The sequence below is a fragment of the Phycisphaeraceae bacterium genome, from assembly GCA_020639155.1.
In the GTDB taxonomy this organism is placed as follows: Bacteria; Planctomycetota; Phycisphaerae; order Phycisphaerales; family UBA1924; genus JACKHF01.
In genome coordinates this window covers 2,399,160-2,424,191 of sequence record JACKHF010000001.1, presented here as the reverse complement: position 1 = coordinate 2,424,191, position 25,032 = coordinate 2,399,160, and the positions used below count along the sequence as shown (strand labels likewise).

Below are 25,032 nucleotides of genomic sequence, written 5' to 3'. Positions count from 1 at the left end.
CGGCGAGCAATCACGCGTTGACAGATGCGGATTCTGTCACCACTCGATCCGGACGGTGTGTCCGTTCGATCCATCCGCCGCCGAGCACCCGATCATGCGGGAACGCTTCGCCATCGCCATACACGACCATCGCCTGCCCCGGCGCCACTGCGGTGCGAGGGTCATCAAAGACGACGCTGAACCGCCCGGTTCTGCCAGAATGAGTTTCCCGGCTGCCGGTATCAAGCAATCGCAACGTTGCCCGTGCCACCTCACCATGCGCCCGGTACTGCACTGTCACAGGAGCGCCATCCCGCATGCAATCAGTATCGACGAGCCAGTTCGCTTCACCCACATCGCACGCGCCGATGACAAGGTCTGTCTTGTCTCCAACGGTGATGGTGTTGCTTGCAGGATTCTTGTCAACGACATAGGTCGGCTTGCCGAACGCCATCCCCAGCTTGCGACGCTGCCCGATGGTAAACCGGTGATGCCCCGCGTGCGTCCCGATCTCGTTGCCATCGATATCGAGGATCGTCCCCTCGTGTGCGAGTTCCGGAACCCTGCGCTCAACAAGATTGGCGTAGTTGTTATCCGGAACAAAGCAGATCTCCTGCGAGTCGGGCTTATCAAAAACCGGCAGGTTCAGTTCGTGCGCACGCTGACGTATCATCGGCTTTTCGAACTGCCCCACCGGCAGCATCATCCGCTGCAGGCGCGCTCGATCGATCCCGAACAACACATAGCTCTGGTCCTTTGCGACATCAGCACCGCGCTTGAGCACCGGCTCACCGTCAATGTGTGCTAGCTGCGCGTAGTGTCCGGTCGCGACAAAGTCCGCGCCGATCATGTCTGCGTACTCGAACAGACGACCGAACTTGATCCAGTCGTTGCATCGCACACACGGGTTCGGTGTCTTCCCGTGCGCATACTCATCCGTAAAGTAGTCGATGATCCTGCCGAACTCTTTCGTGAAGTTGCAGACATACAGCGAGATACCGAGCTCCGCAGCAACAACGCGTGCGTCGTTGGCATCGCCCACCGAGCAGCATCCCTGATGATGCACCTTTGTCTGGACCTTCAGCGCTCGATCACCGGTCGGCTTGATCCGACACACCGCGCCCTGCTCTTCGAGATCATCACCAACCGATCCGAGGCGCATAAAGACACCAACAACCTCATATCCCTGCTCTTTCAGCAGTGCAGCAGCAACCGACGAATCAACACCGCCGGACATCGCAACAAGCACCTTGCCCTTTGCGTGTTTCGACGAATCAGTATGGATGGAAGGTGTCTGCACAGTCAATCAAAACCGGCGTGTGCGCAAAGGCAAGTAATCACACCGCTGAAACGAGTGATTTCCTGCGTTCTCGGGCATCAATCAATGATGTCGTAGGTTTCACCATCATCCGACTGCTCGATCCGATGCTCTCCCTTGAGCGGCTTGGGAGGTGGTCTTTGTGTTGTTTGCTGCTCCTGCTTTGGGTTCACCATTGGGGTGTGGCTGGTGCTGCTCGAACCAGCCGGTTTGATGTCGGCCTGATGTTCCCCATGCGCAAATCTGCTGTGGCTCTCGTACTCAGCGGCCCTTGCTGCTGCTGGCACATCATCTAGTGTGAGCGCATCGGAGACCAGTGCCTCGGCTGCCCGCTTTGCAGCTCGCTCGCGGAACTCCTCCTCACGATACCTGGTGTGGTTCTGATTTCGAATTGCCCATGCCACATCTGCGCGAACATCAAACACATGTTTCGCCAGCAGCAGCTGCATGACGAACACACCAAACGTCAGCCCATAAAAGATAAAAAGTCCTCCGCACATGATCAGGAAGGTGGTTGGGAAAAACCCCAGCACCACCAAACCAACGAGCGCTGCCGGCATGCCCCAGCCGATCGCCCACAGACGCTCGGCTAGATGATCATCGTTTGCTGCACGTGCAATGAGCGAGAGTTGCCAGCACGTTGGAATCAACCCAAAGACCGCGACAACACGAAGTCCAATCGCTACTCCCAGTGCAGGTGTTGTATTCTGCGCAGTAAAGACAAGCCACGACAGAGCAGCACCGATCCAGAAGCACTGCGTGACGATGCTTGCCATACCAACTTTGGCATACCACGGCCTGAGCTTTGCTGGAATGTGGTCCGCGTGCATCGGCATCACAGACAGCATCACCACTCCGAGCACCCAAAGCACCGAAGTAGCAACATACACCCCAGCGATGACTGGCTCTTCGGTCAGTGCGTACCCGGTCGAATCCATCACGCGAACAACAAGCGGGAGCATTGTCAACAACGGCACCGCAATCGCCATCATCGTCAGACCATTCCGAAGCACCTTCAACCGAGACTTTGGATACTCAAGCAACCGCTCGTGTTTCGAACGTGCGTGCGGGGTAGACGAGGTGCTTGCTCCGCTGGAGATTGACTGAATTGAGGTGCCGCACTCCGGACAAACCCCATCAACCTGAAGACCGATCAGGTCATACCCGCACTCACGACACGGACGATGATCGTCAATCGTCATCGCAGGGACACCGGCAGTCGCCGCCATGCGCTTCAGTTCTGCATCTGACAATGGGCTCACAACTCACTCCTTTGCGATTGTGATACTCCGCCACACTGTGCGGGTTCCATCCATCAGCACGCCTGCTGCGCTACGCCATTGTCTCGTACGGCATGCTCCGCAGCATATCTGACAGCGTTTCGAAATGATGCCAGCCCGGGTGCTTCGGTTGCAAGAAGTGACTGTGGCAGACGTGTCCAGTATGGATGGCGGGTCCACTCAAGAAACCGATCGGGATGCGGCATCAGCCCAAGCACAAGCCCCGATGGATCGCACAATCCTGCAATCGCACCATCCGAACCATTAAAGTTGTCCTCATACCGAATCACACCAAGATTTGCCGACTCAATCGCATCGAGAACCTTCCGATCATGTGCAACAAACCGTCCCTCGCCATGCGCAACCGGGAGCAGCCGTGCATCGTCACCCAGCGAGTCAAGCCCTTGTGTCCACACGCAATGTGTGTTTGGCTGATATGTCACACGCACCCACGAGTCAACAAAGTGCCCGCAGGCGTTGTCTGTCAGACCAGCCCCACGCTCGACACCCACACTGTCGTCTGATTCAAATCCCGGGAGTAAGCCACACTGCACCAATACCTGAAACCCATTGCAGATCCCAAGCATCGGGCACTTGCGATCAAGAGCAGCACGCAGCGCCGGGAGTAATGCACGCCGAACCTTCATTGCGAAGATCCGGCCCGATGCAACATCATCACCGTAACTGAACCCACCAGGAAACCCGATCAGATCGAACCCGTCGAGCATCGCTGGCTGTGCGCACACTTTTTCAAGATGGACCAGAGACACGTCGGCACCCGCAGCCGAAAACCCACGAGCCATCTCGCGATCACAGTTGATACCTGCGGTACGGATAACAACGGCGCGGGGTGCAGCTTGCCCATTTGATGCTGACGTAATGCCCATAACAAGAGTATATGGATGTCTGCGGACATCGTCACAAATGAGCACATGACTCGCCCCAAATATGAACTGGCCCATCTGTACCAGTTGTGAGGGATGCAGGCGCAAAGACAGCAGGAAATTCGCCCACCCGGTTTCGCATAAAGGCCACCCCAAACCGACAATGAACAATGCTTGACCCACCCACACTGGTCAGGCTGGCAAGTCCACAGGGACGTGAATGTGAGGTGTCGGATGCTTCGTGCCGCAGCAGTTTCGTACGCCAAGGGATTGGGATTGCTCTCGATCGCCCTCTGGGTTCTCCTGTCAGGGGCAGCAGGGCTGACAATCTATCAGGCGTATTCCGCCGAAATGCTGACACCCGATCTGCTCGAAAAGACCCTGCTGCGTATGGGATGGATCGCAGCGGCGTCTGGACTCGTCGCATGTGTGCTGGGTTTCAAAATAGTCAATATCGCACCATGGGTCTTCCTTGCATGGTTTGCAACGTTCGGAGTTTGGTTCCCCGCACTCAACATCGCAATCAAACCCCATCTTGGCGATGCCATACAGAAGTATCTCAGTTTCGCAAAGGGCATGACCGCATCGATTGAAATCGCGCTCACCATCCTTATCGCTGGGCTGACATCTTCGCTGCTACTGCTGATAGCAACCAGAAGGCAGAAGTCCTTCCAGCAGATGGCACTGCTGACCCTGCTCGTCTCCGTGGCCACACTCATCCCAGCATACAGCATGGAGATCCTCGCGATCAGCGCATTTGTATGGCTCTCAGGTGCAATCGCGTGCGTGCTGATGTGGGGCGTGAGCAGCGCAGAAGCACGGATGGGCCTCTCGTGCATGAACTGCGGCCTGTCGATGCGGGGTATCTCCGGCGAGCACTGCCCCGGTTGCGGCTGGAGTTCAAAGCGTCACCAGTCGCCGAGCTTCAAGAAACTCTCCAAACTGCAAGCCGAGGTGAAATCTGCGAAGAAGCAGGCAGCCTGACTTACGCATCGACTAAGTGCTCGACTGAAGGAACCTCGGATTCGATGCAAACTCCCTCCGGCAGATACGGGAGCAACTCTGTCGGAAGCCTTTTTAGCCCCCGACGCACAGCCTTCGCAACCGCGTAACGCATTGAGTCCTGCACCCGTTTCTCGACGCGAGCCGTGATGTTCAGCTCCCACGCGTGCATCTGTTCCAGAGAGAACATCCAGGCGTGGTACTCCTCAAGGCAACGAAGCTTGTACGTCCCGAACCCGATTGCGTGATGACCGACCTCGTGTAGGAACACCGCTGCAGAAACCGGCCCGCGCGGCTTCGGTGATTCGATCAATCGTGCCACCGTCCCATCAGCGTAAAATACCTGCCACGCAACACCAGACGTGCTTTGGCGCCACTTCCGCACACGGATCTCATAACGAGCAAGCATCTCCCGCTGCATCGTCTCATATCGCACCAGCGATGGCGACGCGCGAGACTGTTTCCGGGTGTGATCAACCGATTGTTGCTTTGTCTCAGGTTTTTTTCTGGCCCGAAACTTTGCAACAGGACCGCGTACACGCTCAACCATGTCCCACAATGTCAGCACTGGCTGGCTCGACCGTTTCACACGCGCTCCGAACATTACGACTTGATTGGCTGAACTGACACGAGCGTTTCACACGCCGATAGAGGGTATCCGCGTGCAAAGTCTTCCCAGTTCATCACGTGTTTCCCTGTCGGCTGCACCTGCAGCATCACAAGATCTCTGAAATCTCCGCAACGAACTCGACCTCGAACCACGTCAACCAGCTGTCCTGATGCTGCCTGAGGCATGATATCTGCATCCGCAGTGACACTGCGCACGACCTTAAACTCTATCCTGCCGCATCGAACAGCAACACCCGGCGATGGACTCAGCCCGTTGATTCTGCGTCTGCATTCATCCGAAGATCTTCCAAAGTCAATCCACGCATCCTCTCGGTGGATTTTGCGTGCATAAAACACATGCGCATCATTCTGCACATGACCAGCAATAGACAGCTGAGCACCGATCGCGTCAAGAACCTTGCGAACACACGCAGGGCCTTGCCTGGCAAGTTCATCGTGCAACTCGCTTGTCGTCCATCCTTGATCAATATGAAGAGTCGATGCCGTAATCACATTGCCTGCATCCATCTTTTCAACAACGTGAATCACACACACGCCGGTATGTGTGTCACCTCCAAGAATCGCGCGATGGATCGGCGCAGCCCCACGCCACTTTGGCAGGACCGAACCGTGCAGATTGATGCACGGACTGCTCTCGTAGATGCTCGCCGGAATCTTCTGTCCGTACGCGATCACAACGATGACATCCGCCCCTTGCGCGAGAACATCTTCCACAGCGTTCTTTGTACTGATCAATTCCGGTGTCACAACGGGCGTATCCGAGGCATTCTCAACAATCCATTGAGCTACAGGCGTGGATGTCAGTTTCTTGCCTCGGCCGGCTGGCCTTGCTGGCTGCGATACGACAAGCGACAGGTCATGATTGTCTCGCAGCATCTCCAGTGTCGGAAGACCGAACGCACCAGAACCAAAGAACACCACGCGCAATCGACGACTCCGCTCTGCGTCTGCCATCACCACTCCCCTGCTGCACGCTTAAGTGACTTGATTGCTGACCTGTTCTTCAGCCGGGAGAGTTGTGTGAACTTGTCGATAATCAGCACGCCATCCAGATGATCTGTTTCATGTTGGATACAGCGCGCGAGTAACCCCATCGCTCCCATTTCAAATGGCTCACCTGAAACATCCTGCGCTCTCACACGGATCAGTTCGGGTCGGAGCACATCCCCCCTGATCTCAGGCAAGCTCAAACATCCCTCCTCATAGGGAACCACAGGCACTCTCATGTGTTCGATCTGAGGGTTCACAAACACCACGGGCTTGGCCGTCGCACCGGGTGGATCGGTTGATACCAGTCTGTCCTCGTCCTCAGGATCCTCAGGAACATGGGCAACAAACATCCGTATACCGAGCCCAACCTGGGGAGCAGCAAGCCCGATGCCCCGCTGCTCAAACATCATTTCGATCATCCGATCTGCAACCGCAGCAAGATTTGCGTCGAACTCCGTGACAGCAACCGCCTTCTGCCGAAGACAGGGGTCCGGAAACAGGCGAAGCAGAAGAGTTGAGGGGTCAGCTATCACAGCCGATGATAGCGAGGGCGGCTGTAAAATCAGGTTCCACAGCCAACGACGGGCTGTCGGACCGCTTAGAATCCACCCCCGACCCATAGGCCCATCCGTTGCAAGCAGGGCCAAGGCAGTACATCGAGAGGCTACAACACACCGCGAAGGAGGTAGTGGTTGGCATTGTTCAAGAAAAAGACCGGCGAAGCATCGGAAGCAGACACATCGAAGCTGACGAATGCAGAAGCACAGGATGTCGGGGATGAGGCTGAGGTAGACGACGGCCCGATCACACCCGTCCAGTCAGAGCCTGACAAAGCAGCACGGTTCTTTGAACACGCAAAGACCAGCCATGAAGCGGGCAACTACGAGTATGCAATGCAGCTCTGGTTACGCGGGATGTCATTCGATCCAAGTGATATGAATGCCTTGGAATCATTCTTCAAGGCTGCGGCAGCGTTTCTGCGTTCCGGCAAGAAGGGTGTCAGCAAAGAAACGACCAAAGTCCTTGATGGCAAGGGGCCAACCAACAAGTTCACACTTGCCCTGCTCCAATGGGGCATCAAACCTGAGAGCGCCAGCTCAGCCGTCAGGGCCACAGATCTCTCATCAAAGCTCGGACTCCCCGAAACAACGTACTGGCTCGGTGAGCGTGCGGTCAATGCCGTCATACGGGACAAACGCCCGAGCGTGTCGCGATTGAAAACACTTGTAGCCAGCTTTGGTCGTGTTGGTGCATACGACAAGGCAGTGGAAACACTCGGACTCGCTGCACAACTCGATCCGAACGATTCCTCGCTCCAGAATGACATGCGCAATCTGGCGGCGCAGGCTGCAATGTCCAGCGGCGGGTACGAAGACTCCGACAAGGAGGGTGGATTCCGCAAAAACATCCGGAATCTGGATGAACAGCGTGCAATGGAAGAAGCCGACAAGCTCACCAAGACCGAAGACTCACTTGATCGTCTTGTCGGCATGACCGCGAGCAAGTACCAGGAAAACCCCGACGACCTTCCAGCCGCAACAAACTACGCCAAGCGCCTCATTGAGCGAGGCACCGAAGAGGACGAGGCAAACGCATTCCGTGTGCTATCGCGCGCGTACGAACAATCAAAGGAGTTCCGGTTCCGCCAGATGGCAGGAGATCTCAAGCTCAAGCGTGCCCGTCGCAAGCTCAGCGACTACAGAACCGCAGCCGAAGCGCCAAACGCATCGGATCAGGAAAAGCTCTACTACGCCAAGGCCCAGCGGAAATATGTCGAGATGGAGGCCGAGGAGTTCCAGCTTCGCGTCGAAGCGTACTCATCTGATCTCACACTCAAATACGAGCTCGGCAAACGCTATGTCGAACTCAGCCAATGGAACGATGCAATCCCACTGTTCCAGGCTTCACAGCGGGATCCCAAGGTGCGCATCTCATCAATGATGCTGCTTGGACGCTGTTTCTTCGAGATTGACTGGCTGGACGAGGCGATCCAGGCTTTCGAGGAGGCAAACGAAAACCACAAATCCACAACAGACGAACTGAGCACGGAGATCAGGTACAACCTGCTCATCGCACTCCAGAAGAAGGCGTCCGATACGCGCGATGTGAATGTTGCAGAACGTGCAGACAAAATAGCCTCATCTATCGCACTCCAGCAGTTTGACTATCGAGATATCCGCGAGCGCCGCAACGTGATCAAAGCACTCATCAAGGATCTCCGAGCAGCCTGATGATGCGCGCGGTCATCATTCCCGCTCGTCTCGGCTCTACGCGGTTCCCTGCGAAGGTGCTCGCATCCGATACGGGCAAGCCGCTTCTTGCGCATGTGATCGAGTCGGCGAGGCGAGTTCCAAACGTCGATGTGCTTGCTGTCGCAACAGACAACGAGCAGGTTGCAGATGCTGCTGCCATCGCCGGCGCGCAGGCGATTATGACTGACACATCACATCCCAACGGCACATCGCGCATCGCGCAGGCGTGCGATCTGCTTGGTCTCCCGCACGATGCAATCATAATTAACGTACAAGGCGATGAGCCGGAACTGGAACCAGAGATACCGATCAGTGCAGTCGATGCGTTGACAAGCTCAGATGCTCCAATGGCAACAGTCGCAGTCCCGATCACACGCGACGAAGACTACACCAATCCTAATGTTGTCAAGGTTGTTGTTGGCGTAAGCGGAAACGCGCTCTACTTCTCCCGTGCGTCAGTTCCTCATCATCGCGATGCTTCATCGAGCGGAGACGTGCTCGGCTATCGCCATATCGGTGTGTACGTGTATCGCCGGTCGTTCCTGCCGACTTATGTCGCGCTGAAACCAACCCCACTCGAACAGACTGAGTCACTCGAACAACTCCGCGTGCTGGAACACGGGTACAACATCGCAGTTGGCATCACAGACCACGATGCCCCAACCGGCATCGATACACCCGAGCAGTACCACGCCTTTGTCCGGCGCGTCATCGGACGTTAGCTGGCACTTGCTTGCAACGCGAGAACCCCCAAAGCTCCTTGAATCACATCGATTCTCTACGTCTGACCAAACCGACACTTGTGAAACTTCGCATATCGTGATACGATATTCGATGCCCCCCCAGAACAAACATGGCGATGACAGGTTCGCATCCATGACTCGCGATGAGACCGCGGACATGCTGGCTGCGACTGCGCACGCCACCGAAGAGTCTGAGTTCTACTCACCCATCCCACCGGGCTACAAGCGCGGGTTCCACAAGTACGTCGTTGTCTTTGGCACCGTCATGTCGGGGCTCGGCAAGGGCATCTTCGCTTCCAGCATCGCCAAGCTGCTCAAGGACAAGGGGCTCGTCGTTGCGCCGATCAAGATGGAGGGATACCTCAACATCGACTCGGGCACACTCAACCCGTATCGCCATGGCGAGGTGTTCGTGCTGGAGGACGGCACCGAGTGCGACATGGATCTCGGTACATACGAGCGCATGCTCGATCAAGACCTCACCACACACAACTTTACAACATCCGGCAGGCTCTTCTCCGAGATTCTGGAGCGGGAACGACTCGGTCGCTATCTTGGTCGCGATGTTCAGATGATCCCGCACGTCACCGGCGAAGTGAAACGCAAGATACGCCAGCTTGCGGTTGCTGGCGATGGGAACAAGCCAGCAGATGTTGTTATCGTCGAGGTTGGCGGCACTGTCGGCGACTATGAGAACGGGTTCTACATCGAAGCACTTCGCGAACTCGCATTCGAGGAAGGTCCTGAGTCCACCGCGTTTGTGGCACTCACATACATCATTGAGCCGAACGCGCTCGGCGAACAAAAGTCAAAGGCTGCCCAACTCGGCATCAAACGCCTCATGGAAGCGGGCATCCAGCCGCACCTCATCGGCTGCCGCGCCACCAACCCCGTGACAACGAAGGTCATGGAAAAAATCGCGATGTTCTCGAACGTCCCCATGAAGCGAGTTTTCTCAATGCACGATCGCAAGAGCATCTACACCATCCCCGAAGAGATGCGTCGCGACAGCCTTGACCGCGAAATTATCTCCATCATCGACGTGCATGATCGTGTGAGTATCGCAAAGGAAGACCACGCCCGCGAGCAATGGACCTCGTTTGTGTCCAAACTTGTCAGCCCGAAGAAACGCCACGTCACGATCGCGATCACTGGCAAATACGCTGCGCTGCGTGACGCATACGCCTCGATCGATAAAGCTGTCGAACACTGCGCCGCGCATCTCCGCACACGCGTTGATCTGCGCTGGACCGAGACAAGCGAGATCAATGAAACAAATGTTGCCGATCGACTTGAAGGTGTCGATGGCGTGATCGTCCCGGGTGGGTTCGGGTCGCGGGGTGTCGAGGGGAAGATCGAGTGCGTGAGGTACTGCCGCGAGAACGGTGTGCCGTATCTTGGCATCTGCCTTGGATTTCAGGTCGCGGTCATTGAGTTTGCTCGCAACGTGCTTGGATTGAAAGATGCTGGATCAACAGAGTTCGACCCAGATTGCGCAAACCCCGTGATTTCGGAACTTCCAGAACAGCGAAAGATCTGGGGACTTGGCGGCACCATGCGTCTGGGCGCTCAGGATGTTTCGCTCACACCCGGATCGCTCGCGCATTTTCTTTACGGCAAGTCGCCAACCATCCACGAGCGGTTCCGCCATCGATATGAGGTCGAGCCCGAGTTCATCGAGCGGTTCGAGCAGGCGGGCCTGCACTTCTCAGGTCGCCATCCAGGGCAGCCAATCATGCAGGTGCTCGAACTCTCGCCTGGTCAGACAAACGACGAAGGGCCGCGTGTGACCCATCCATACTTCATCGGCGCTCAGTTCCACCCGGAACTGACCGGTCGCCCGCTGCGTCCGCAGCCCATGTTTATGGGCCTGATCGCAGCCGCAGCGCGCAGACGCAACGCGATCGACGGCAAGGACGATCCCAAAGCACTCCTGACCGACCCCGATCTGGCACGCTGGTTCTACACACCGGAAATCACCGAACACTCGCACTGAGCATGTGTAGTGATTCTGCCGCATCGATCAGCAGCGCAGCTGCGCGATGATCGATCAGTCCGTGCGCATCCATTGAACTGACAACCGCATTGTGCAGAATCGTCTCAACGTGCATCGCTGCGGTTGTTGTCATCTCTTCGTTTTTCATCTGCTGAGCAACACATGACGCATATGCAAAAGTGTGACACGCCCACGGGATGTTTGTCGCGTTGTCTGGCTGGATCTCACGCACATGCCAACACGCAGCACGGTACAACCGGGCGAGCACGGATTCGTCCCTCCTTTGTATCGCAATGGTCGTCACAGCGTGAAGTACCGCGAGTTCGCGTTCGGTCCATTGCTCAATTGGATCGGTATCGAAGCCCTGTGTGAGCGGCTTTTCACGCAATGCTAGATCACACACATCAACAACTGCCCGAGAGATCAGATTCTCATTATTTGCTGCCAGTGCTTCCCACACCGTGACAGATGCTGCTCCTGATTGATCGACACTTTGCGACACTTTGAGCACGTGTGCCAGCACTGGACCATCGGTTGATCGCCGATGCTGGTAGTGATCCCTGTAGGCGTTGATCCATGCGATGCGATCAGCTTCCGGCTGAGTGCGCATCCCGACCAGTTCATGCCCAGCCTGACCAGCTGTGTGTGTGAGCAGGTCAGCCCAGTCTGTCAGCGTTCGTGTGCGCACCTCGGCTCCACTCTTTACGTCCAAAATAACTGTCCAATATGAACTGATCTGTATCAATACGACTGACGAACTGTCCGATGCAAGCCCCGACGATCGATACAAACACGACGAACCACGCAATCGTCATAAACCGACAGGTGGGCATGCATGGGTATTGCATATTCAGGATCACGACAGGGCAGGGACTGGAGTGAGTACGCCGATGTCGCACCCCCGCCGCGTCCACCGGAAGTCCGGACGTCGCTGGCCGGACGAATCCAGGACAGTGCCTCATCCAAACGACCACCCTCAAATCAGTCGTTGGACATCGGAATTCCAACAATTAACAACCGCAACGCTCCAGCTGGTAAACCGTTCACAGCAGAGCTGGACGTGTGCGAACTCGACGATCAGGGACGCCCTGGTCAAACGTGGACCTGCCGCGGACTCACACTGTCGCGATCCAGCATCTCGCTGCGGAGCCGTCGTATGTGCCACGCGGGCAGGCGTCTCCTGATTGCAATCCATCTCGTCGACGATAAGCCGATCGTGCTCCACGGTCAGGTCACCAACTGCGACTATGACACCAATAGCCAGCACACTGTGTCGATCGATCTGGAACCGATTCCGAACACCTCCGATGTTCGCAAGTGGATCCGCAAGATGACTTGACTTTCCGGCTTCTCCCCACCAGCCTTTGTACATGCGGATTGTCCACAGCCTCGCTGATCACGACCCGTCACACGGGTTTGTGTTCGTCCCGACGATGGGCGCGCTCCATCGCGGGCACGCAGCACTAATCCGGCAGGGATCAAAGCTCGCCCAGGAACGAGGATTTCACGGCGGCTGTCTCGTCAGCGTGTTTGTGAATCCGACGCAGTTTGATGAGAAAACAGACTACACACGCTATCCACGCACACTCGAGCGTGATGCCCAGATGTGCCGCGACTGCGGCGCAACGGTTGTGTGGGCACCCGATGCTGAAGAGATCTACCCCGCTGGCACTCCAAAGGAGTATGACGGGTTCCTGCCGCCACAAGCACAACACAAGGGGCTGGAAGATACCGCACGTCCCGGCCATCTTGAGGGTGTCGTACAGGTTGTCACGCGCCTGTTTGAACTCGTCCAGCCACGTGCAGCAATCTTCGGCGAAAAGGACTGGCAGCAGCTCCAGATGATTACTCAGCTCGCGCACCAGCTTCGCGAAACAAACGGCTGGGAGATCGATATTGTGCCGGGGCCAACTGTCCGTGAAGGAGACGGGCTTGCGATGTCGAGCCGGAATGTGTTCCTTGGACAGGTCGATCGAGTGAGAGCTGCTGGTCTCAGGCGTGCGCTTCTCAAAGCTGGCACCACGCATGATCCCATAGAAGCCGAGGCACTACTGCGGGACGAGATAGCATCTGCTGGGATTGATATCGATTATGTAGCTATCCGCGATGCGCACACCCTCGAACCAATCACATCGCACGATCCATCCAGAGCCGGACGGGCACTCGCTGCGGGCAGACTTGGAAACACGCGGATTCTGGACAACTGCCCGTGGCCGCTTGCCTGATCGGTCTCGTGCGCTGACGATTCAACTTACCCGACCATTCACACCTGATCCATTCAGGAGACCCAGATGCACACCACCCCGCTCCGCTCGTTCCATCTCGATCACCACGGAAAGATGGTCGACTTCACCGGGTGGGAGATGCCCATGATGTACACGGGCATCCACGAGGAGCACCACCAGGTCCGCACATCCGGTGGGTTCTTCGATGTCTCGCACATGGGGCGTGTGGTGTTCTCGGGTCGGCACGCTCGCCGACTGCTCGAACGCGTCTGCACGCGGTCCATCAGTTCCATGCAGATCGGGCAGTGCAGATACTCGCTCGTCTGCAACGAGCATGGCGGCGTGAAGGACGACGTGATCGTGATGCGCCGTGACGACGACGAGTTCCTCGTGGTCATCAACGCGTCTAACCGCGAAAAGATCATCAAGCACATTGAAGATGTGCGCGATACGAATGACTGGAAGTGCAAAGTTGATGACCAGACCTTCAAGACCGCGATGATCGCGATCCAAGGCCCGAAGGTCATGGATCTCATCGGCAAGGTCAGCAAGGAAGTGCCGACACTCAAACGCTATCGGTTCACAGTCAAGAACCTGCTCGTAATGAAGCTCATTGTCTCACGAACCGGGTACACAGGCGAGGACGGCGTTGAGATCATCCTCCCCTCGTCCGCGGTCGGGATGGCAATGAAGATGCTTCTGAAAGACATCGACATGAGTAAGGACGACGCGCTTATCAAGCCAGCAGGTCTTGGCGCACGCGACTCACTGCGACTGGAAGCGGGCATGCCGCTCTATGGCCACGAGTTGGGCGAAGACATCTGTGCACTGTCATGCGGCGTTGACTTTGCACTGTCCATGGAAAAAGACCAGGAAGAACGCGGCGAAGCGTTCATCGGCATGGACGCGCTGAAAAAGATCCGTGACAACGGCGGCCCTGACACACAGCTTGTTGGTCTCACACTTGACGGCAAGCGCACCGCTCGCCAGGGACACCAGATCAAACAGGGTGATGATGTTGTCGGCACCATCACCAGTGCGTGTATGAGCCCGACACTTGGTGTGCCAATCGCAATGGGGTTCGTCAAACGTGAGTGTGCTGAAGAGGGAACAACCCTCTCGATTGATCTGGGTCGTGCAGCGGTCGATGCAAAGGTCACAAAGCTGCCGTTCTACAAAGCACCGAAAATCTGACGCCTGTTATGAGATGAGCTGGCTATTCTCGACACCGAGGTTGCGATACACCTCGCGTGTTGCTGTAGACTTGTTCAGCGTGTAAAAGTGCAAACCCGCCACATCATGGTCGAGCAGATCGCGGCTCTGCTCTGTTGCCCAGTGGATACCAACCCGGCGGATCGCAGCAGCAGTATCTCGCGGGCTGGCGCTGATTGCACGCTGGACTGATCTGAGCAACGCTGCGGGGTATCGCATGCCAGCAGCGAGTTCTGCCATCCGCTCCATCCCAGCAACGGACGACACCGGCATCACGCCAGCAAGGATCGGGACTTTGATACCCGCTAATCTGCATCGATCGCGGAAGTCGTAGAAATCACGATTGTCGAAGAACATCTGCGTCACAATGAAATCTGCACCCGCATCAACCTTTGCTTTGAGCAGATCCATCTCGCGCATCCGATTCGGCATCGCGGGATGCCCCTCCGGATACCCAGCAACACCAATCGCAAACTGTTTTCTGTCGGTTGCGCGCGAATGTTCGTCGTTGAATGCACGAACAAACGACACGAGATCGGCTGCAAACTTGAAGTCCTTCCACGGCTCAACCATCTCGGTGTTGCCATTGGTTGGCACATCTCCACGCAACGCCATGATGCCGCTGATGCCAGCCTGTGCGTACTGATCAAGAACTCCACGGATCTCATCTCGTGTGTGTCCTACGCACGTGAGATGCGGGATCGGCTCCAGAGGCGAATCTTTTTTCAAACGGACAACAAGATCGTGTGTGCGCTCGCGGGTAGACCCACCCGCACCATAAGTGACAGACACGAACGATGGCCTGAGCGATTCGAGTTCCTTGATCGAATCGAACAGCGACGCAAAGCCGGATTCGTCCTTCGGCGGAAAGAACTCGAACGAGAACGTGGTCCTCGATCGTTCAAATGCTTCCGCCACTTGCATATATCGGTCCCTGTTCGTGAATACCCTCGTAGTGCTGTAAAGCGTAGAGCCATAGGCCCCGCGAGGACAGCAGCCACGGAGAACCATCGGCATGACAGCCCTAAGCCATGCAGTGAGAGTGCCCATCCTGACAGCACTAGCCTCCCTATGCCTCGCATCAGCGAACTCGCATGCGCAGAATGCCACCCCCTCTCTTGTCATCGACCCTGCGTCTATCACCGGCACGAGTTTCCAGGGCATTCTCCTGCCCGCATCTGAGATTCGGGGCATCATCGCCCTCAGCGCACAGACTGCGCATGTCTGGAACGAGCCGGACCCCATTGGTGGCGGCACCGTTCATCGCATCACGCTCGTCCGCGACGTGAAGATCGAGATCGGCTCGTATCTGTTTGACGCCGAGCGTGCGAGCCTCTGGCTGCAACCTATCGAAACCTCTAGCGAAGTGACGAGGTATCAGGTCTTCTGCTATCTTGATCGTGTGCGCACACCCCGTGCAAGCGCGGACGTTGCCGTCACAGCTGACAGGCTGCCAATCGAGGCTGTGGTTCTCGCACCAGAACCTGTCAAGCTGCGTGTGGGATTGCGCGAAACCGGACAACCCGAAGACGTGCGCACACTCGCATTCGTCCGTGAATCTGAGCGCGCACTTGCGAGCTACCTTCGGAGCATTCTCTCGAATGAACTTCCGGAGTATGTCAATGACCCGCTGCCGCCGGGGCTTGATCGCACTGGCATGCCAATGTCGCCGGAGTACCGCCACACGGACGAGATCCCGATCAAAGAGATTGCGGATGCTCTCCAGCCCTCATACGTGGACGATCCGATTCTGCCGCAGGATTCGATTGTCAGCGTTCAGGCGGGCAACGTCGAGCTGCGCGGCGGCGCCGATGAACGGGTTGCGGTCATCTCAGATGGTTTATACCTGCAGTACACAGATCTTAAAAAGAACTCAACTGTCAGCTTGTCCGCGCAGCGTGCGGTGCTGTTCATGACACCCGGCACGCTTGCAGATCTTGCATCGCTCGGCTCCGGCTCGTCGAACCTAGCGATGAAAGAGGTGACAGGAATCTACCTTGAGGGTGATGTCATCGCAGATACGCAGGACGATGATGGTCGAAAGTCGCGGTTCCGCGCTCCAAAGGTCTACTACGACCTGCAGCGGGATAGATCGCTACTGATTGATGCGGTGTACTGGGCAGTTGACGATGAGCGTGGTGTGCCGATCAACCTGCGTGCCGATGTCATCCGGCGTGAAGCAGCCAACCGGTTTGCAGCGGAGAACGTCACACTCACCAACACAGGATTTCGTGAGCCCATGCTGTCGCTTGCAGCGAGCAGCGTCACCGTTACAAGAACCCCCAATCCGGAAACGGGTCGCACAAGAACCGTCACAGACGCACGCAACGTCAAACTGAAACTTGGATCCATTCCATTCATGTATGTGCCGCGATATGTTGGCGATCCTCGTGATATCCCGCTTCGCCAACTCGCCTTTGAAAACTCATCTGGCTCGGGCAGCGCAATTAAGACCGCTTGGGATCTGCCGGGGCTTACGGGCATGCAACTGCCCGACGGTGTGAACGCAGATTTGCTTGTTGACGGATACTTCCAGCGAGGGTTCGCACTCGGTCTGGATGCGGACTGGCGCACCGACATTGGCAGAGGCAGCGGGTTTGCGTACACGTTGTTCAGCGATCAGGGAAAGGACCAACTCGCATCCGGCAGACGTATCTCAAACGATGGCGATCTTCGCGGCGTGTACATGCTTGAGCACATGCATCAGCTCAACGAGGAGTGGTCGCTCTGGATGGAGATGAACTTTCTGTCAGACCCAACTGTGATCGATGCGCTCTTCGATTCGTGGGCCCGCACGCGACGCGAGTTTGCAAACAGACTCACGCTGGAACGAATCGACCAGCAGACGCGGTTCAGCGCAAACATCAGCGGTTCATTCAACGATTTCACACCAAACCAGTACATCCTGCAGTCTGCTGGCGCCACAACAACAACCATGCCCGAGTTCCGGTACGATCGGGTTGGCGACACCCTCTCGTGGCTCTACGACAACTCATGGCTCACGTACACATCTTCGTATCGTGTTGGGGAAATCGGTCTCAACATGACCGAAGTTCCTGCAAGCGAGCTTGGGTACGCGGGTAATGTTGCAGCACAGCGTGCACTCGGTGTGAACGCAAACCAGAGTCCGGGGGACGGGTTAAGGTCACAGGGATTCAAGGAAGCCTACGTCACACGCTTTGACACAAGGCACGAGGTCTCGCTTGATCTGGGCAATCAGTTTGCCTCCTTCATTCCGTTCATTGCAGGCAGACTCACCGCATATGACGATGCGTTCATCGGCGTTGATCCGAATGAAACAGAACGCACTCGCTTCTGGGGTGGCATCGGTTTCAGACTTGCAACCGCATTTACTCGTGTGAACAACTCGTTCACCTCATCGGTCCTGGACATCTACAGACTGCGGCACATTGTCGAACCCAGTCTGCAGGTCATGATTGCCGGTACAAATATCGATCAGTCAAGCCTTCCTGTGTACGACCACGAGGTGGAGCGTCTGGCAGATGGCACCATTGTCAACTTCGGTATCAACCAAACGATTCAGACCCAACGAGGTGGACCTGGAAGATGGCGGACTGTCGATCTGCTCAAGGTGAATGCTGACATTACGTTGACGTCTGACGATAGTGACGTGAATCAGTCGACTGTCGGACGGTACTTTGATTTCAGACCCGAACTTGGCATGCTCGGTGATTTCGGCCGGTTTGATGCGGCATGGCAACTGACCGATGCAACAAGCTTTGTCTTTGATACAACGTATTCGTTCGACAACAGCCAAGCGGCGACAACAGCCGCAGGATTCGCTGTGTCGCACGGCGATTACTTCAGTATGCTCGCAGAAATGCGATTCGTGAATGCAGAGGATGCCACGTTCCTGAATCTCGACTCGCGATACCGCCTCACCGAGAAGTACTCAATGCGTACCGGGCTTACGTACGACACCGATCGCGGCGACTTCCAGCGCATCTCTACCGAGCTTGTCCGCAAGTTCCAGAGTGCAGAACTCGGGTTCGGATTTGCTGTCAACAACATCACGGACGAGACAGGTATCCTCTTCTCGATCGTTCCGACTGGATTTGACAGTCGGGTGCTGCGAGTCCGAGGTCTTGGAAGCAATGACAGATATCAGCAGGACACACGCTTTGGCGGCTGAACCATCGCGAGTTATCTCAAATCAAACGAGATGCCGGCTGTCGCGAGGATCGTCTGAAAGCTCTCGCCAAACACAAAGTTGTGCTCAGGAAACTGTTCGCCAGCCATGTTCTTATCGAGGTGGCTGAACACGAGATCAACCGTGCCTATCTGTTGGCCTGCTTCAGTCGAACCAGAATCCCGTAGTGCAACGGTGCCGGTTGTTGAGACTCCTGCCATACCAGCCTGCAGTATCTGTGCTGTATAGGTGATTGTCTGCCCGGGCACAACGTCATACGCAAGATCTGCTTTGCTGACCTTTGCAAGTACGACCTTCTCTTTGAATGCGCTCATGTGGCCGACAAGAATCCCGGCGGTTTGTGCCATGCCCTCCACAATGAGTGATGCAGGCATCACCGGAAACGCAGCCTGACGTTCCGTCGAAGAAAAATGATCGTGCAGATGTTCCTCCGCAAGCGAGACATTCTTGATCGTGACAATGCGCTTGCCCGGATCCAGTTCAATGATCCTGTCGATCCACATCCATCGCACGTTATGACACCGCTGCCAGTTTCTGCTGGACAAAGTTCACAACGGAGTTCACTGTAAAGATCTCCGCAACCCTGTCAACGCGGGGATCACCCTCAAGCTCCGAAAAGTCGGCGTGCGGCATGCGATTTTTCAGCGAGGCCATCCCTTTCTCGGTGACCTTACCGTCCTTGACAAACTCGGGATCCTGTGTGACGTTGTCCGGGAACAACTCTCCTGATGCAATTTCAAACCCGAACGTCTGCTGAAGTTTGAAACCAATATCAAGAAAGTCGATGGATTCTGCGCCGAGGTCGCGGGTCAGCGACGCGCTGGGCTCGACCTCTTCATCATCCACTGCGAGTGCATCAACCAGCAGTTCCTTTACCTTATCAAAGATTTCGTCTCGTGTCATGCATCGGGCTCCAGCACGCGTATTCACAGATCTGCGCGTATCGTGATCAAGCACACCGGATACGGTGCTCTCGTTGACAGTTTAGGATGCGATTGCACGGTTGTCGTGACCCAGATGGTTTCTTCAAGACAGGGCGGCTGAAACACAGGGTTTCATTGGTCGAAGCGAGAATCGACCAGAAGCCGCCACAGCGCCCGTCTCACTCACAATCACCTTCCCCTTAAACTCGCTGATACTGTCAGCTGATGTCGATTGTGACTGCACTTCGACCCGAATAACACATCCGGGGCGTACAAGCGTGCCATATTTCAAGGCCCGGACACTTCCCAGCACAACCCGATCGGCCTCTGGAAACCGAGACCCATACCAACGCCTTGCAGCCTGTACCATCGCCTCAAGCATCAACACACCCGGCAGGACAGGAAACCCGGGAAAGTGATCCTGCAGGTACTCCTCAGCATTTGAGACACACTTGTGCGTCACAATGCTGTCGGGGGTCAGTTCGATGACTCGATCCACAAGATTGAAGTGCATGGAGACAGGGTACGCCAGCCAGACACAGAGGCTCTACGCTCTGATTCATGCCACCGATTCATGACGAGGCGGTTTGCCTGCGACATTGGGAATGGTCAGAAACCAGCCAGACCGCGCTGCTGCTGTCGCGCGGACATGGTCTGGTACGTGTGCTTGCGAAGGGATCACGCAGACCAAAGGCCTCTTTCTCCGGCGGACTTGAAGTGCTCACCGTTGGCGCAATGCAGGCTATCCTGAAGCCGGACGGTGCTCTGGCTCTTCTCACAGTGTGGGAACTTCGTCAACCAATGCTCCATCTTCGGACCTCACTCGCGTCATGGCAGCACGCACAGATTGCAGGCGAGATTGCTGCGCGCATGCTCTCGGAGCAGGATCCACATCCGAGTGTCTATGACGCACTCGTCTTGCTGCTGTCGTCTCTCGACTCGACCAGGAATACGAGTGCTTCGCTTCTCTGCTTTGTCTGGACCACATTGTGTGACTGCGGTTACGAGTTGGAGTTGATCCATGATGTTCAAACTGGAGCAGAGTTGGATCGAGCGGATCGATATGGGTTTGCACCAAATCTTGGTGGTTTAACCACCGATCCGGGTCCCGACTCCGCATCCGCCTTTGATCAGCGGAACCCCATATGGCGAGTACGTGGAGAGACGGTATCAATACTCCAAAGACTGCGCGGTCCCAAAACCACCGGAAATGATGGCGCAATATTTGCGTCACCTAATGAAGCGACAAGGAACGATCTAACTCCGTCTTTTCAGCGAGCTTTGAAGCTACTGCTGTCATATATTCAGTATTTGATTGGATTCGAACTGGTCAGTGCCAGACAAACTCTCCTCTGACTCACATGATGGAAACTCCCCGGAAGTTCGTGAAACTTGTGTGCCTGTTGAACTCAAACGCGTTTCTGGCCGAGGAAGACGGTGTGGGAAGTCTCACTCATCGGATTATTCCACAAAGTTGTGTGTAACGGACTGCACACGGTCACTCATGGAGTGGGGTTCTGGTGGATACTGCACTGCTCGAAGAAGTTCTCGCGTGCCCTTCGCTGCCGTCACTACCGGCAGTCGCTGCACGCGTGCTTGAAATGACACAGAATCCAGATGTGTCATTGACCGAGCTTGCGCAACTGATTCAGAATGATCAGGGATTAACAGCGAAGATCCTGCGCACTGTCAACTCAAGTTTTTACGGATTAACAACGAAGTGCGGCTCGATTCAGAAAGCGCTTGTGCTCCTCGGTCTCTCGCCAGTCAAGAGCCTTGTACTGGGCTTCTCGCTCGTTGAAAGCGTGGGCAAGGGTGAAAAGGGAAGTATCTTCGATTACCAGTCACACTGGCGTCGTGGGCTGTACTCCGGAGTTGCTGCAAAGCTCCTCTTTGAAGTCGGTGAAATTGATGGCGATCGGGACGAGGCATTTGTCGCGGGCCTGCTGCAGGACATTGGTTCTGTTGCACTCTTCCGCGCACTCCCCGAGAAGTATTCGCCACTGCTGAAGGATGCGGAAGGAAACCACGCAAGGCTTCTCAAACTCGAACTTGAGCAGCTTGAGATCCAGCATCCCGATGTTGGCTCGCTCCTCGCCAGTCGATGGAAGCTCCCCGAAGAACTTGCGATGGCTGTGCGGTACCACGAACGCCCGTCAGCAGCTCCTGTGGAGTGGGCAAATCTGGCAAAGGCGGTTGCTCTTGGCAACATCGCAACAGAAATCCTGACCGTAGAAAACCCTGCGCCAGCAACAAAGCGTTTTTATGATCGCTTGCAGTCGTGGTTCCGTATTGAACCAGCGCGCGCAGACGTAATACTAACCGAGTTGCAGCGAACAGTAAAAGAACTTGCTTCCATCTTTAGCATCTCACTCGGTGAGACCACAGATCCGGAAGTCATTCTTGAAAAAGCTCGTAAGCAGATCGCAGAACTTGCAACAACCGAAGCAACCAAGACGGATGCAAGGGTTGAGTTTGCAGGCCTTGTCATCGGCGCTGATAGGCTCGATCCATTGACGGGGCTGATGACAAAGAGTGCATTCGAGAGTGTCATCCAGCACAGCCATAAAACAGCGATCGATAATGATGAGTGCGCAAGCTTACTGCTCGTTCACATCGATCAGTATGCAACGATTATGAAGGAGCGTGGCATCGACGCGGCGGATGAGGTGCTGGTGTCGACAGCTGCAATGCTCCGCCGACACTTTGAAACGTTTGGTGGTGCGCTCTGTCGATGGGCAAGTGATACATTTGGTGTGATTGTGGTCGGTGTCCCGAGCAACGATGTGCAAGCCACTGCCAAGGAGTTCTGCAAGGAACTCTCACGAGCCAGCCTTCACTGGAAGATTGCACCGTCGGATGATCCCATTCGCGCGACTGTCAGCATCGGCGGCGTCAACATGGAGTCTGACTCGTTCAGTATCTTCAAGGCACCCGAAACTCTTCGTATCGCAGCGCTGAAAGCGATCCACAACTCACGGACAGAGGGTGGAAACCGAGTGCGCTTCTACAGCGGCAAGAAAGCCGCCTGAGACGGGTACGCATCTACAAGCTCGCCTGATGGCAGGACATAGACGTGCCCTGCACAGATGTATGTTGCACCTCCGGTCATCGTCATATGCGATTGAGGATGCAGGTTATCCCAGGAAACACTGAGTTTACCGCCTGGAAGCTCAACACACACGTCGGTGTCGCACATTTCAAGAATGCGTGCCGCGACAACAGCTGCACATGCACCCGACCCACACGATCGTGTCAGGCCAACACCACGTTCCCAGCTCTGCATCCTGAGATGCGAGCGACTTACCACCTTGACAGCATGGACATTCACGTGCTCGGGAAAGGCCGGATGGATCTCGACGAGCGGACCGATCCACTCGAACGGCTTTGCATGCACCTGATCAAGATCATCGACAAGGAGCACCACATGCGGATTCCCGACCGACACTGGCACACACACGATGTTCGATATCGCGCCGACACTCCGCAGTCGCAGTTGGAACCCTTCAACTGCATCAACATGCGACTTGTCGATCAAGAAAGCGTCCGTGCCGAATCGCGGAGTTCCTATATCAACACACGCAACAAACGGTGCATCCTGCTCCGATGAAACTGTCCTTACACCAAGCACGCCCGCACCAGTATCAATGCGGAGCACTTCGTCGTGAATGCCAAAGCGTTCGCGACACAACCGCGCAACACAGCGAAGACCATTGCCACAGAACTCTGCGCTCGAGCCATCAGCATTCCATATCTGCATGCGCACATGGGCAAGGTTGCTCTCGGGCTTTGAAATAAGAATCAAACCGTCCGATCCAACACCCCGGTGCCGATCGGACATCGAGCGGGCAAGTGTGCCAAACGCATTCAGGTTGATTGGGAGTGGCGCATCCAGAGCGCTGACGAACACGTAGTCATTCCCAATCCCGTGCATCTTGACATAGTCGATCCGATTCTGCTTGTGCATCTCACACCCTGCCAGTGTTATTGTTCAGTAAATGCCTGCTGCAACTCGAGCCACGCTTGATGATCCAGTACAAGTATCAACCCAGCACAGATCATGAGCATCAGAACTCCCAACCGCAGCAGTCTTGCGTTGGTGAACGCTTTCCCTTTTCCAATGTCGGCATTTTTCAGCTTGTTGAGCCAAATTCCACGCTTGACAATAGAACCGTGGGTAAAACTGCGTCGATCCGGGGAGACCCCATTGATCTGTGACGTCCGGAGGAGCGTCGCTTTCATGATGCTGATGGCACGCTCGCGCGGCGTGCGAGCATCCTCCGGATCCGGTTCAGCAACAAACGGGGTCTTTGTAAGTGCGTCAACAGCCAGCGCGTCAGCCTCCCGCTCGAAAGTTCGACTGACAAATCCGAATGTCAACACAATGAGCATCGCATACGGAACAAAGATCCACCATTCCGGCAGGAGATGCAAGTACGCGGCGATCCTCTCCGAGTTGTGCAGCAAGGTATTGGCAGAGTCGAACACCCACGCGCCAATCCACGAGACAGACAACAGTGAGAACAGATACCACAATGGATGCCACTTGCGAATATGAGCACACTCGTGCAGGATAATCGCGGCAATGTGCTTTTCACGCATGAAGTTGAGAACAGCATCGGACAACAGCACACACCTGAACGGTGGCAACACCCCCACCACGGCGGCATTTGCCATAACACCGCGCGTATTCCATATGCGAACCGATCTCACACGAACCCGTTGAGATTGTGCCAGCATCTCGATCATCGTGCGCAGTTGTCCCGCCGGTAACGGCACGGTTGGTAGAAGTTTCGTGATGAGCATCGGACTGAGAAGCACAATAAATGCAAAGAGAGCAACCTGTACTCCCACATACCCGTCAGCAAGTCGCAAGAGCACGTACGCAACAATGATCGGGCCCAGCGTCACAACCAGTTGCGATCGTACACGATCCCATGTCAGTGCCAATCTTGAGGGAAGCGATGCGATTGGCTCTCCCCGGTCAAGGCGCGAGATCAATGACATCTCAATAACACGTCTCTGGATCCCCGACACAAACCACCAGAGTGTGACAAGGCATCCAAAGTAGGGCACCAGAGATGCGAGGCGAGTCAGACCGGTTGGTTTGCCAAGAGCCGCACCAACAATCTCCGGCCACCCGAGAAGCAGGCACGCCGCAACGTGCAATGCCAGGAGTGCAATCTGCGCCACGTGCGAGAACCTGTCGGCGCGCATGGCGTACTTCGCCTGTCCTGTGTGATGCAGAGCCTGAGTCCATCGCGCAAGCAACACACCTGTGACGAGCGTCACACACACACTCCCACCAAGCACCATCCACCACGCAACCGCAGCAGGCTGGTATCCGAACACGGAATCTGGTGGCTCAATGCCGATCAGCACGGGTGCTATCGCAAGCAGCACGATCAGCGATGGCATTCGTGTGCT

Annotated in this window: 23 protein-coding genes; 10 read left to right on the top strand and 13 right to left on the bottom strand. The window is 55.9% G+C overall.

Annotated features, from left to right (window positions below; all coding sequences use genetic code 11):
• Positions 1 to 10: 10 nt before the first annotated feature.
• The 3 genes from mnmA to H6815_10220 all read right to left on the bottom strand — a co-directional run bounded on the left by mnmA (position 11) and on the right by H6815_10220 (position 3,464).
• Positions 11 to 1,216, bottom strand: a complete 1,206-nt coding sequence (gene mnmA / locus H6815_10230) for a tRNA 2-thiouridine(34) synthase MnmA (GenBank protein MCB9860816.1) — start codon at positions 1,214 to 1,216, stop codon at positions 11 to 13.
• A 140-nt stretch (positions 1,217 to 1,356) separates the two neighbouring features.
• Positions 1,357 to 2,559 (bottom strand): hypothetical protein, encoded by a 1,203-nt coding sequence (locus H6815_10225; GenBank protein ID MCB9860815.1) that lies wholly within the window; start codon positions 2,557 to 2,559, stop codon positions 1,357 to 1,359.
• Positions 2,560 to 2,612: 53 nt separating this feature from the next.
• Entirely contained in the window at positions 2,613 to 3,464 is an 852-nt protein-coding gene (locus tag H6815_10220) for a phosphoribosylformylglycinamidine synthase subunit PurQ (protein MCB9860814.1), read from the bottom strand.
• Positions 3,465 to 3,695: 231 nt separating this feature from the next.
• Here H6815_10220 and H6815_10215 point away from each other — a divergent pair, with 231 nt between their 5' ends.
• Positions 3,696 to 4,445 (top strand): hypothetical protein, encoded by a 750-nt coding sequence (locus H6815_10215; GenBank protein MCB9860813.1) that lies wholly within the window; start codon positions 3,696 to 3,698, stop codon positions 4,443 to 4,445.
• A 1-nt stretch (position 4,446) separates the two neighbouring features.
• Here H6815_10215 and H6815_10210 read toward each other — a convergent pair whose 3' ends face one another.
• The 3 genes from H6815_10210 to def are packed head-to-tail and all read right to left on the bottom strand — an operon-like array spanning position 4,447 to position 6,616.
• Entirely contained in the window at positions 4,447 to 5,052 is a 606-nt protein-coding gene (locus H6815_10210; protein ID MCB9860812.1) for a hypothetical protein, read from the bottom strand.
• A 14-nt stretch (positions 5,053 to 5,066) separates the two neighbouring features.
• Complete coding sequence (fmt, locus tag H6815_10205) at positions 5,067 to 6,047, bottom strand: methionyl-tRNA formyltransferase (GenBank protein MCB9860811.1); 981 nt, start codon at positions 6,045 to 6,047, stop codon at positions 5,067 to 5,069.
• Positions 6,047 to 6,616 (bottom strand): peptide deformylase, encoded by a 570-nt coding sequence (gene def, locus H6815_10200; GenBank protein MCB9860810.1) that lies wholly within the window; start codon positions 6,614 to 6,616, stop codon positions 6,047 to 6,049. The genes fmt and def overlap by 1 nt, the downstream gene beginning before the upstream one ends.
• A gap of 159 nt (positions 6,617 to 6,775) precedes the next feature.
• Here def and H6815_10195 point away from each other — a divergent pair, with 159 nt between their 5' ends.
• The 3 genes from H6815_10195 to pyrG all read left to right on the top strand — a co-directional run bounded on the left by H6815_10195 (position 6,776) and on the right by pyrG (position 11,074).
• Positions 6,776 to 8,314: a hypothetical protein gene (locus H6815_10195; protein MCB9860809.1), complete on the top strand. Its 1,539-nt coding sequence runs from the start codon at positions 6,776 to 6,778 to the stop codon at positions 8,312 to 8,314.
• Positions 8,314 to 9,057: a 3-deoxy-manno-octulosonate cytidylyltransferase gene (gene kdsB, locus H6815_10190; protein ID MCB9860808.1), complete on the top strand. Its 744-nt coding sequence runs from the start codon at positions 8,314 to 8,316 to the stop codon at positions 9,055 to 9,057. Before H6815_10195 ends, kdsB begins: the two co-directional genes overlap by 1 nt.
• 178 nt (positions 9,058 to 9,235) lie before the next feature.
• Positions 9,236 to 11,074, top strand: coding sequence for a CTP synthase (glutamine hydrolyzing) (pyrG, locus tag H6815_10185; GenBank protein ID MCB9860807.1), 1,839 nt, complete (start codon positions 9,236 to 9,238; stop codon positions 11,072 to 11,074).
• Here pyrG and H6815_10180 read toward each other — a convergent pair.
• Positions 11,055 to 11,762 carry a hypothetical protein gene (locus tag H6815_10180; protein MCB9860806.1) on the bottom strand — a complete coding sequence of 236 codons (708 nt, stop codon included), beginning with the start codon at positions 11,760 to 11,762 and terminating at the stop codon, positions 11,055 to 11,057. The two genes, pyrG and H6815_10180, sit on opposite strands and share 20 nt — an antisense overlap.
• 147 nt (positions 11,763 to 11,909) lie before the next feature.
• Between H6815_10180 and H6815_10175 the strand changes: the two genes are divergently transcribed.
• The 3 genes from H6815_10175 (at position 11,910) to gcvT (ending at position 14,493) form a co-directional block, all read left to right on the top strand.
• Positions 11,910 to 12,413: a hypothetical protein gene (locus H6815_10175; protein MCB9860805.1), complete on the top strand. Its 504-nt coding sequence runs from the start codon at positions 11,910 to 11,912 to the stop codon at positions 12,411 to 12,413.
• Positions 12,414 to 12,444: 31 nt separating this feature from the next.
• Entirely contained in the window at positions 12,445 to 13,299 is an 855-nt protein-coding gene (gene panC / locus H6815_10170) for a pantoate--beta-alanine ligase (protein MCB9860804.1), read from the top strand.
• Positions 13,300 to 13,365: 66 nt separating this feature from the next.
• Complete coding sequence (gene gcvT, locus H6815_10165; GenBank protein ID MCB9860803.1) at positions 13,366 to 14,493, top strand: glycine cleavage system aminomethyltransferase GcvT; 1,128 nt, start codon at positions 13,366 to 13,368, stop codon at positions 14,491 to 14,493.
• 6 nt (positions 14,494 to 14,499) lie between these two features.
• Here the strand turns inward: gcvT and metF are convergent, their stop codons facing one another.
• Positions 14,500 to 15,435, bottom strand: a complete 936-nt coding sequence (gene metF / locus H6815_10160; protein ID MCB9860802.1) for a methylenetetrahydrofolate reductase [NAD(P)H] — start codon at positions 15,433 to 15,435, stop codon at positions 14,500 to 14,502.
• A gap of 91 nt (positions 15,436 to 15,526) precedes the next feature.
• Between metF and lptD the strand changes: the two genes are divergently transcribed.
• Positions 15,527 to 18,664, top strand: a complete 3,138-nt coding sequence (gene lptD / locus H6815_10155; GenBank protein MCB9860801.1) for an LPS assembly protein LptD — start codon at positions 15,527 to 15,529, stop codon at positions 18,662 to 18,664.
• An 11-nt stretch (positions 18,665 to 18,675) separates the two neighbouring features.
• Here the strand turns inward: lptD and H6815_10150 are convergent, their stop codons facing one another.
• The 3 genes from H6815_10150 to H6815_10140 all read right to left on the bottom strand — a co-directional run bounded on the left by H6815_10150 (position 18,676) and on the right by H6815_10140 (position 20,119).
• A complete protein-coding gene (locus H6815_10150) occupies positions 18,676 to 19,194 on the bottom strand; it encodes a beta-hydroxyacyl-ACP dehydratase (GenBank protein ID MCB9860800.1) in 519 nt (172 codons plus the stop codon).
• 1 nt (position 19,195) lies between these two features.
• Entirely contained in the window at positions 19,196 to 19,585 is a 390-nt protein-coding gene (locus H6815_10145) for an acyl carrier protein (GenBank protein MCB9860799.1), read from the bottom strand.
• Positions 19,586 to 19,708: 123 nt separating this feature from the next.
• On the bottom strand, positions 19,709 to 20,119 hold the full coding sequence (locus tag H6815_10140) for a hypothetical protein (protein ID MCB9860798.1): 411 nt from the start codon (positions 20,117 to 20,119) through the stop codon (positions 19,709 to 19,711).
• Between the two features lie 47 nt (positions 20,120 to 20,166).
• Between H6815_10140 and recO the strand changes: the two genes are divergently transcribed.
• Together recO and H6815_10130 are read left to right on the top strand one after the other, a co-directional pair.
• Complete coding sequence (recO, locus tag H6815_10135; GenBank protein ID MCB9860797.1) at positions 20,167 to 20,961, top strand: DNA repair protein RecO; 795 nt, start codon at positions 20,167 to 20,169, stop codon at positions 20,959 to 20,961.
• 164 nt (positions 20,962 to 21,125) lie between these two features.
• Positions 21,126 to 22,637 (top strand): GGDEF domain-containing protein, encoded by a 1,512-nt coding sequence (locus tag H6815_10130; protein MCB9860796.1) that lies wholly within the window; start codon positions 21,126 to 21,128, stop codon positions 22,635 to 22,637.
• Here the strand turns inward: H6815_10130 and H6815_10125 are convergent.
• Both H6815_10125 and H6815_10120 read right to left on the bottom strand, forming a co-directional pair.
• The gene (locus H6815_10125) at positions 22,613 to 23,572 is read right to left on the bottom strand and encodes a diaminopimelate epimerase (protein ID MCB9860795.1); all 960 of its coding nucleotides are present in this window, start codon (positions 23,570 to 23,572) and stop codon (positions 22,613 to 22,615) included. The genes H6815_10130 and H6815_10125 overlap by 25 nt on opposite strands.
• A gap of 17 nt (positions 23,573 to 23,589) precedes the next feature.
• Positions 23,590 to 25,023: a M48 family metalloprotease gene (locus H6815_10120; GenBank protein ID MCB9860794.1), complete on the bottom strand. Its 1,434-nt coding sequence runs from the start codon at positions 25,021 to 25,023 to the stop codon at positions 23,590 to 23,592.
• Positions 25,024 to 25,032 lie beyond the last annotated feature (9 nt).

Bases quoted from the DNA above. Each gene is read 5' to 3' on its own strand.
- mnmA (MCB9860816.1), bottom strand. From the start codon at position 1,216: ATGTCCGGCGGTGTTGATTCGTCGGTTGCTGCTGCACTGCTGAAAGAG.
- H6815_10220 (MCB9860814.1), bottom strand. From the start codon at position 3,464: ATGGGCATTACGTCAGCATCAAATGGGCAAGCTGCACCCCGCGCCGTT.
- H6815_10215 (MCB9860813.1), top strand. From the start codon at position 3,696: ATGCTTCGTGCCGCAGCAGTTTCGTACGCCAAGGGATTGGGATTGCTC.
- fmt (MCB9860811.1), bottom strand. From the start codon at position 6,047: ATGGCAGACGCAGAGCGGAGTCGTCGATTGCGCGTGGTGTTCTTTGGT.
- kdsB (MCB9860808.1), top strand. From the start codon at position 8,314: ATGATGCGCGCGGTCATCATTCCCGCTCGTCTCGGCTCTACGCGGTTC.
- pyrG (MCB9860807.1), top strand. From the start codon at position 9,236: ATGCTGGCTGCGACTGCGCACGCCACCGAAGAGTCTGAGTTCTACTCA.
- H6815_10175 (MCB9860805.1), top strand. From the start codon at position 11,910: ATGGGTATTGCATATTCAGGATCACGACAGGGCAGGGACTGGAGTGAG.
- panC (MCB9860804.1), top strand. From the start codon at position 12,445: ATGCGGATTGTCCACAGCCTCGCTGATCACGACCCGTCACACGGGTTT.
- gcvT (MCB9860803.1), top strand. From the start codon at position 13,366: ATGCACACCACCCCGCTCCGCTCGTTCCATCTCGATCACCACGGAAAG.
- metF (MCB9860802.1), bottom strand. From the start codon at position 15,435: ATGCAAGTGGCGGAAGCATTTGAACGATCGAGGACCACGTTCTCGTTC.
- lptD (MCB9860801.1), top strand. From the start codon at position 15,527: ATGACAGCCCTAAGCCATGCAGTGAGAGTGCCCATCCTGACAGCACTA.
- H6815_10145 (MCB9860799.1), bottom strand. From the start codon at position 19,585: ATGACACGAGACGAAATCTTTGATAAGGTAAAGGAACTGCTGGTTGAT.
- H6815_10140 (MCB9860798.1), bottom strand. From the start codon at position 20,119: ATGCACTTCAATCTTGTGGATCGAGTCATCGAACTGACCCCCGACAGC.
- recO (MCB9860797.1), top strand. From the start codon at position 20,167: ATGCCACCGATTCATGACGAGGCGGTTTGCCTGCGACATTGGGAATGG.
- H6815_10125 (MCB9860795.1), bottom strand. From the start codon at position 23,572: ATGCACAAGCAGAATCGGATCGACTATGTCAAGATGCACGGGATTGGG.
- H6815_10120 (MCB9860794.1), bottom strand. From the start codon at position 25,023: ATGCCATCGCTGATCGTGCTGCTTGCGATAGCACCCGTGCTGATCGGC.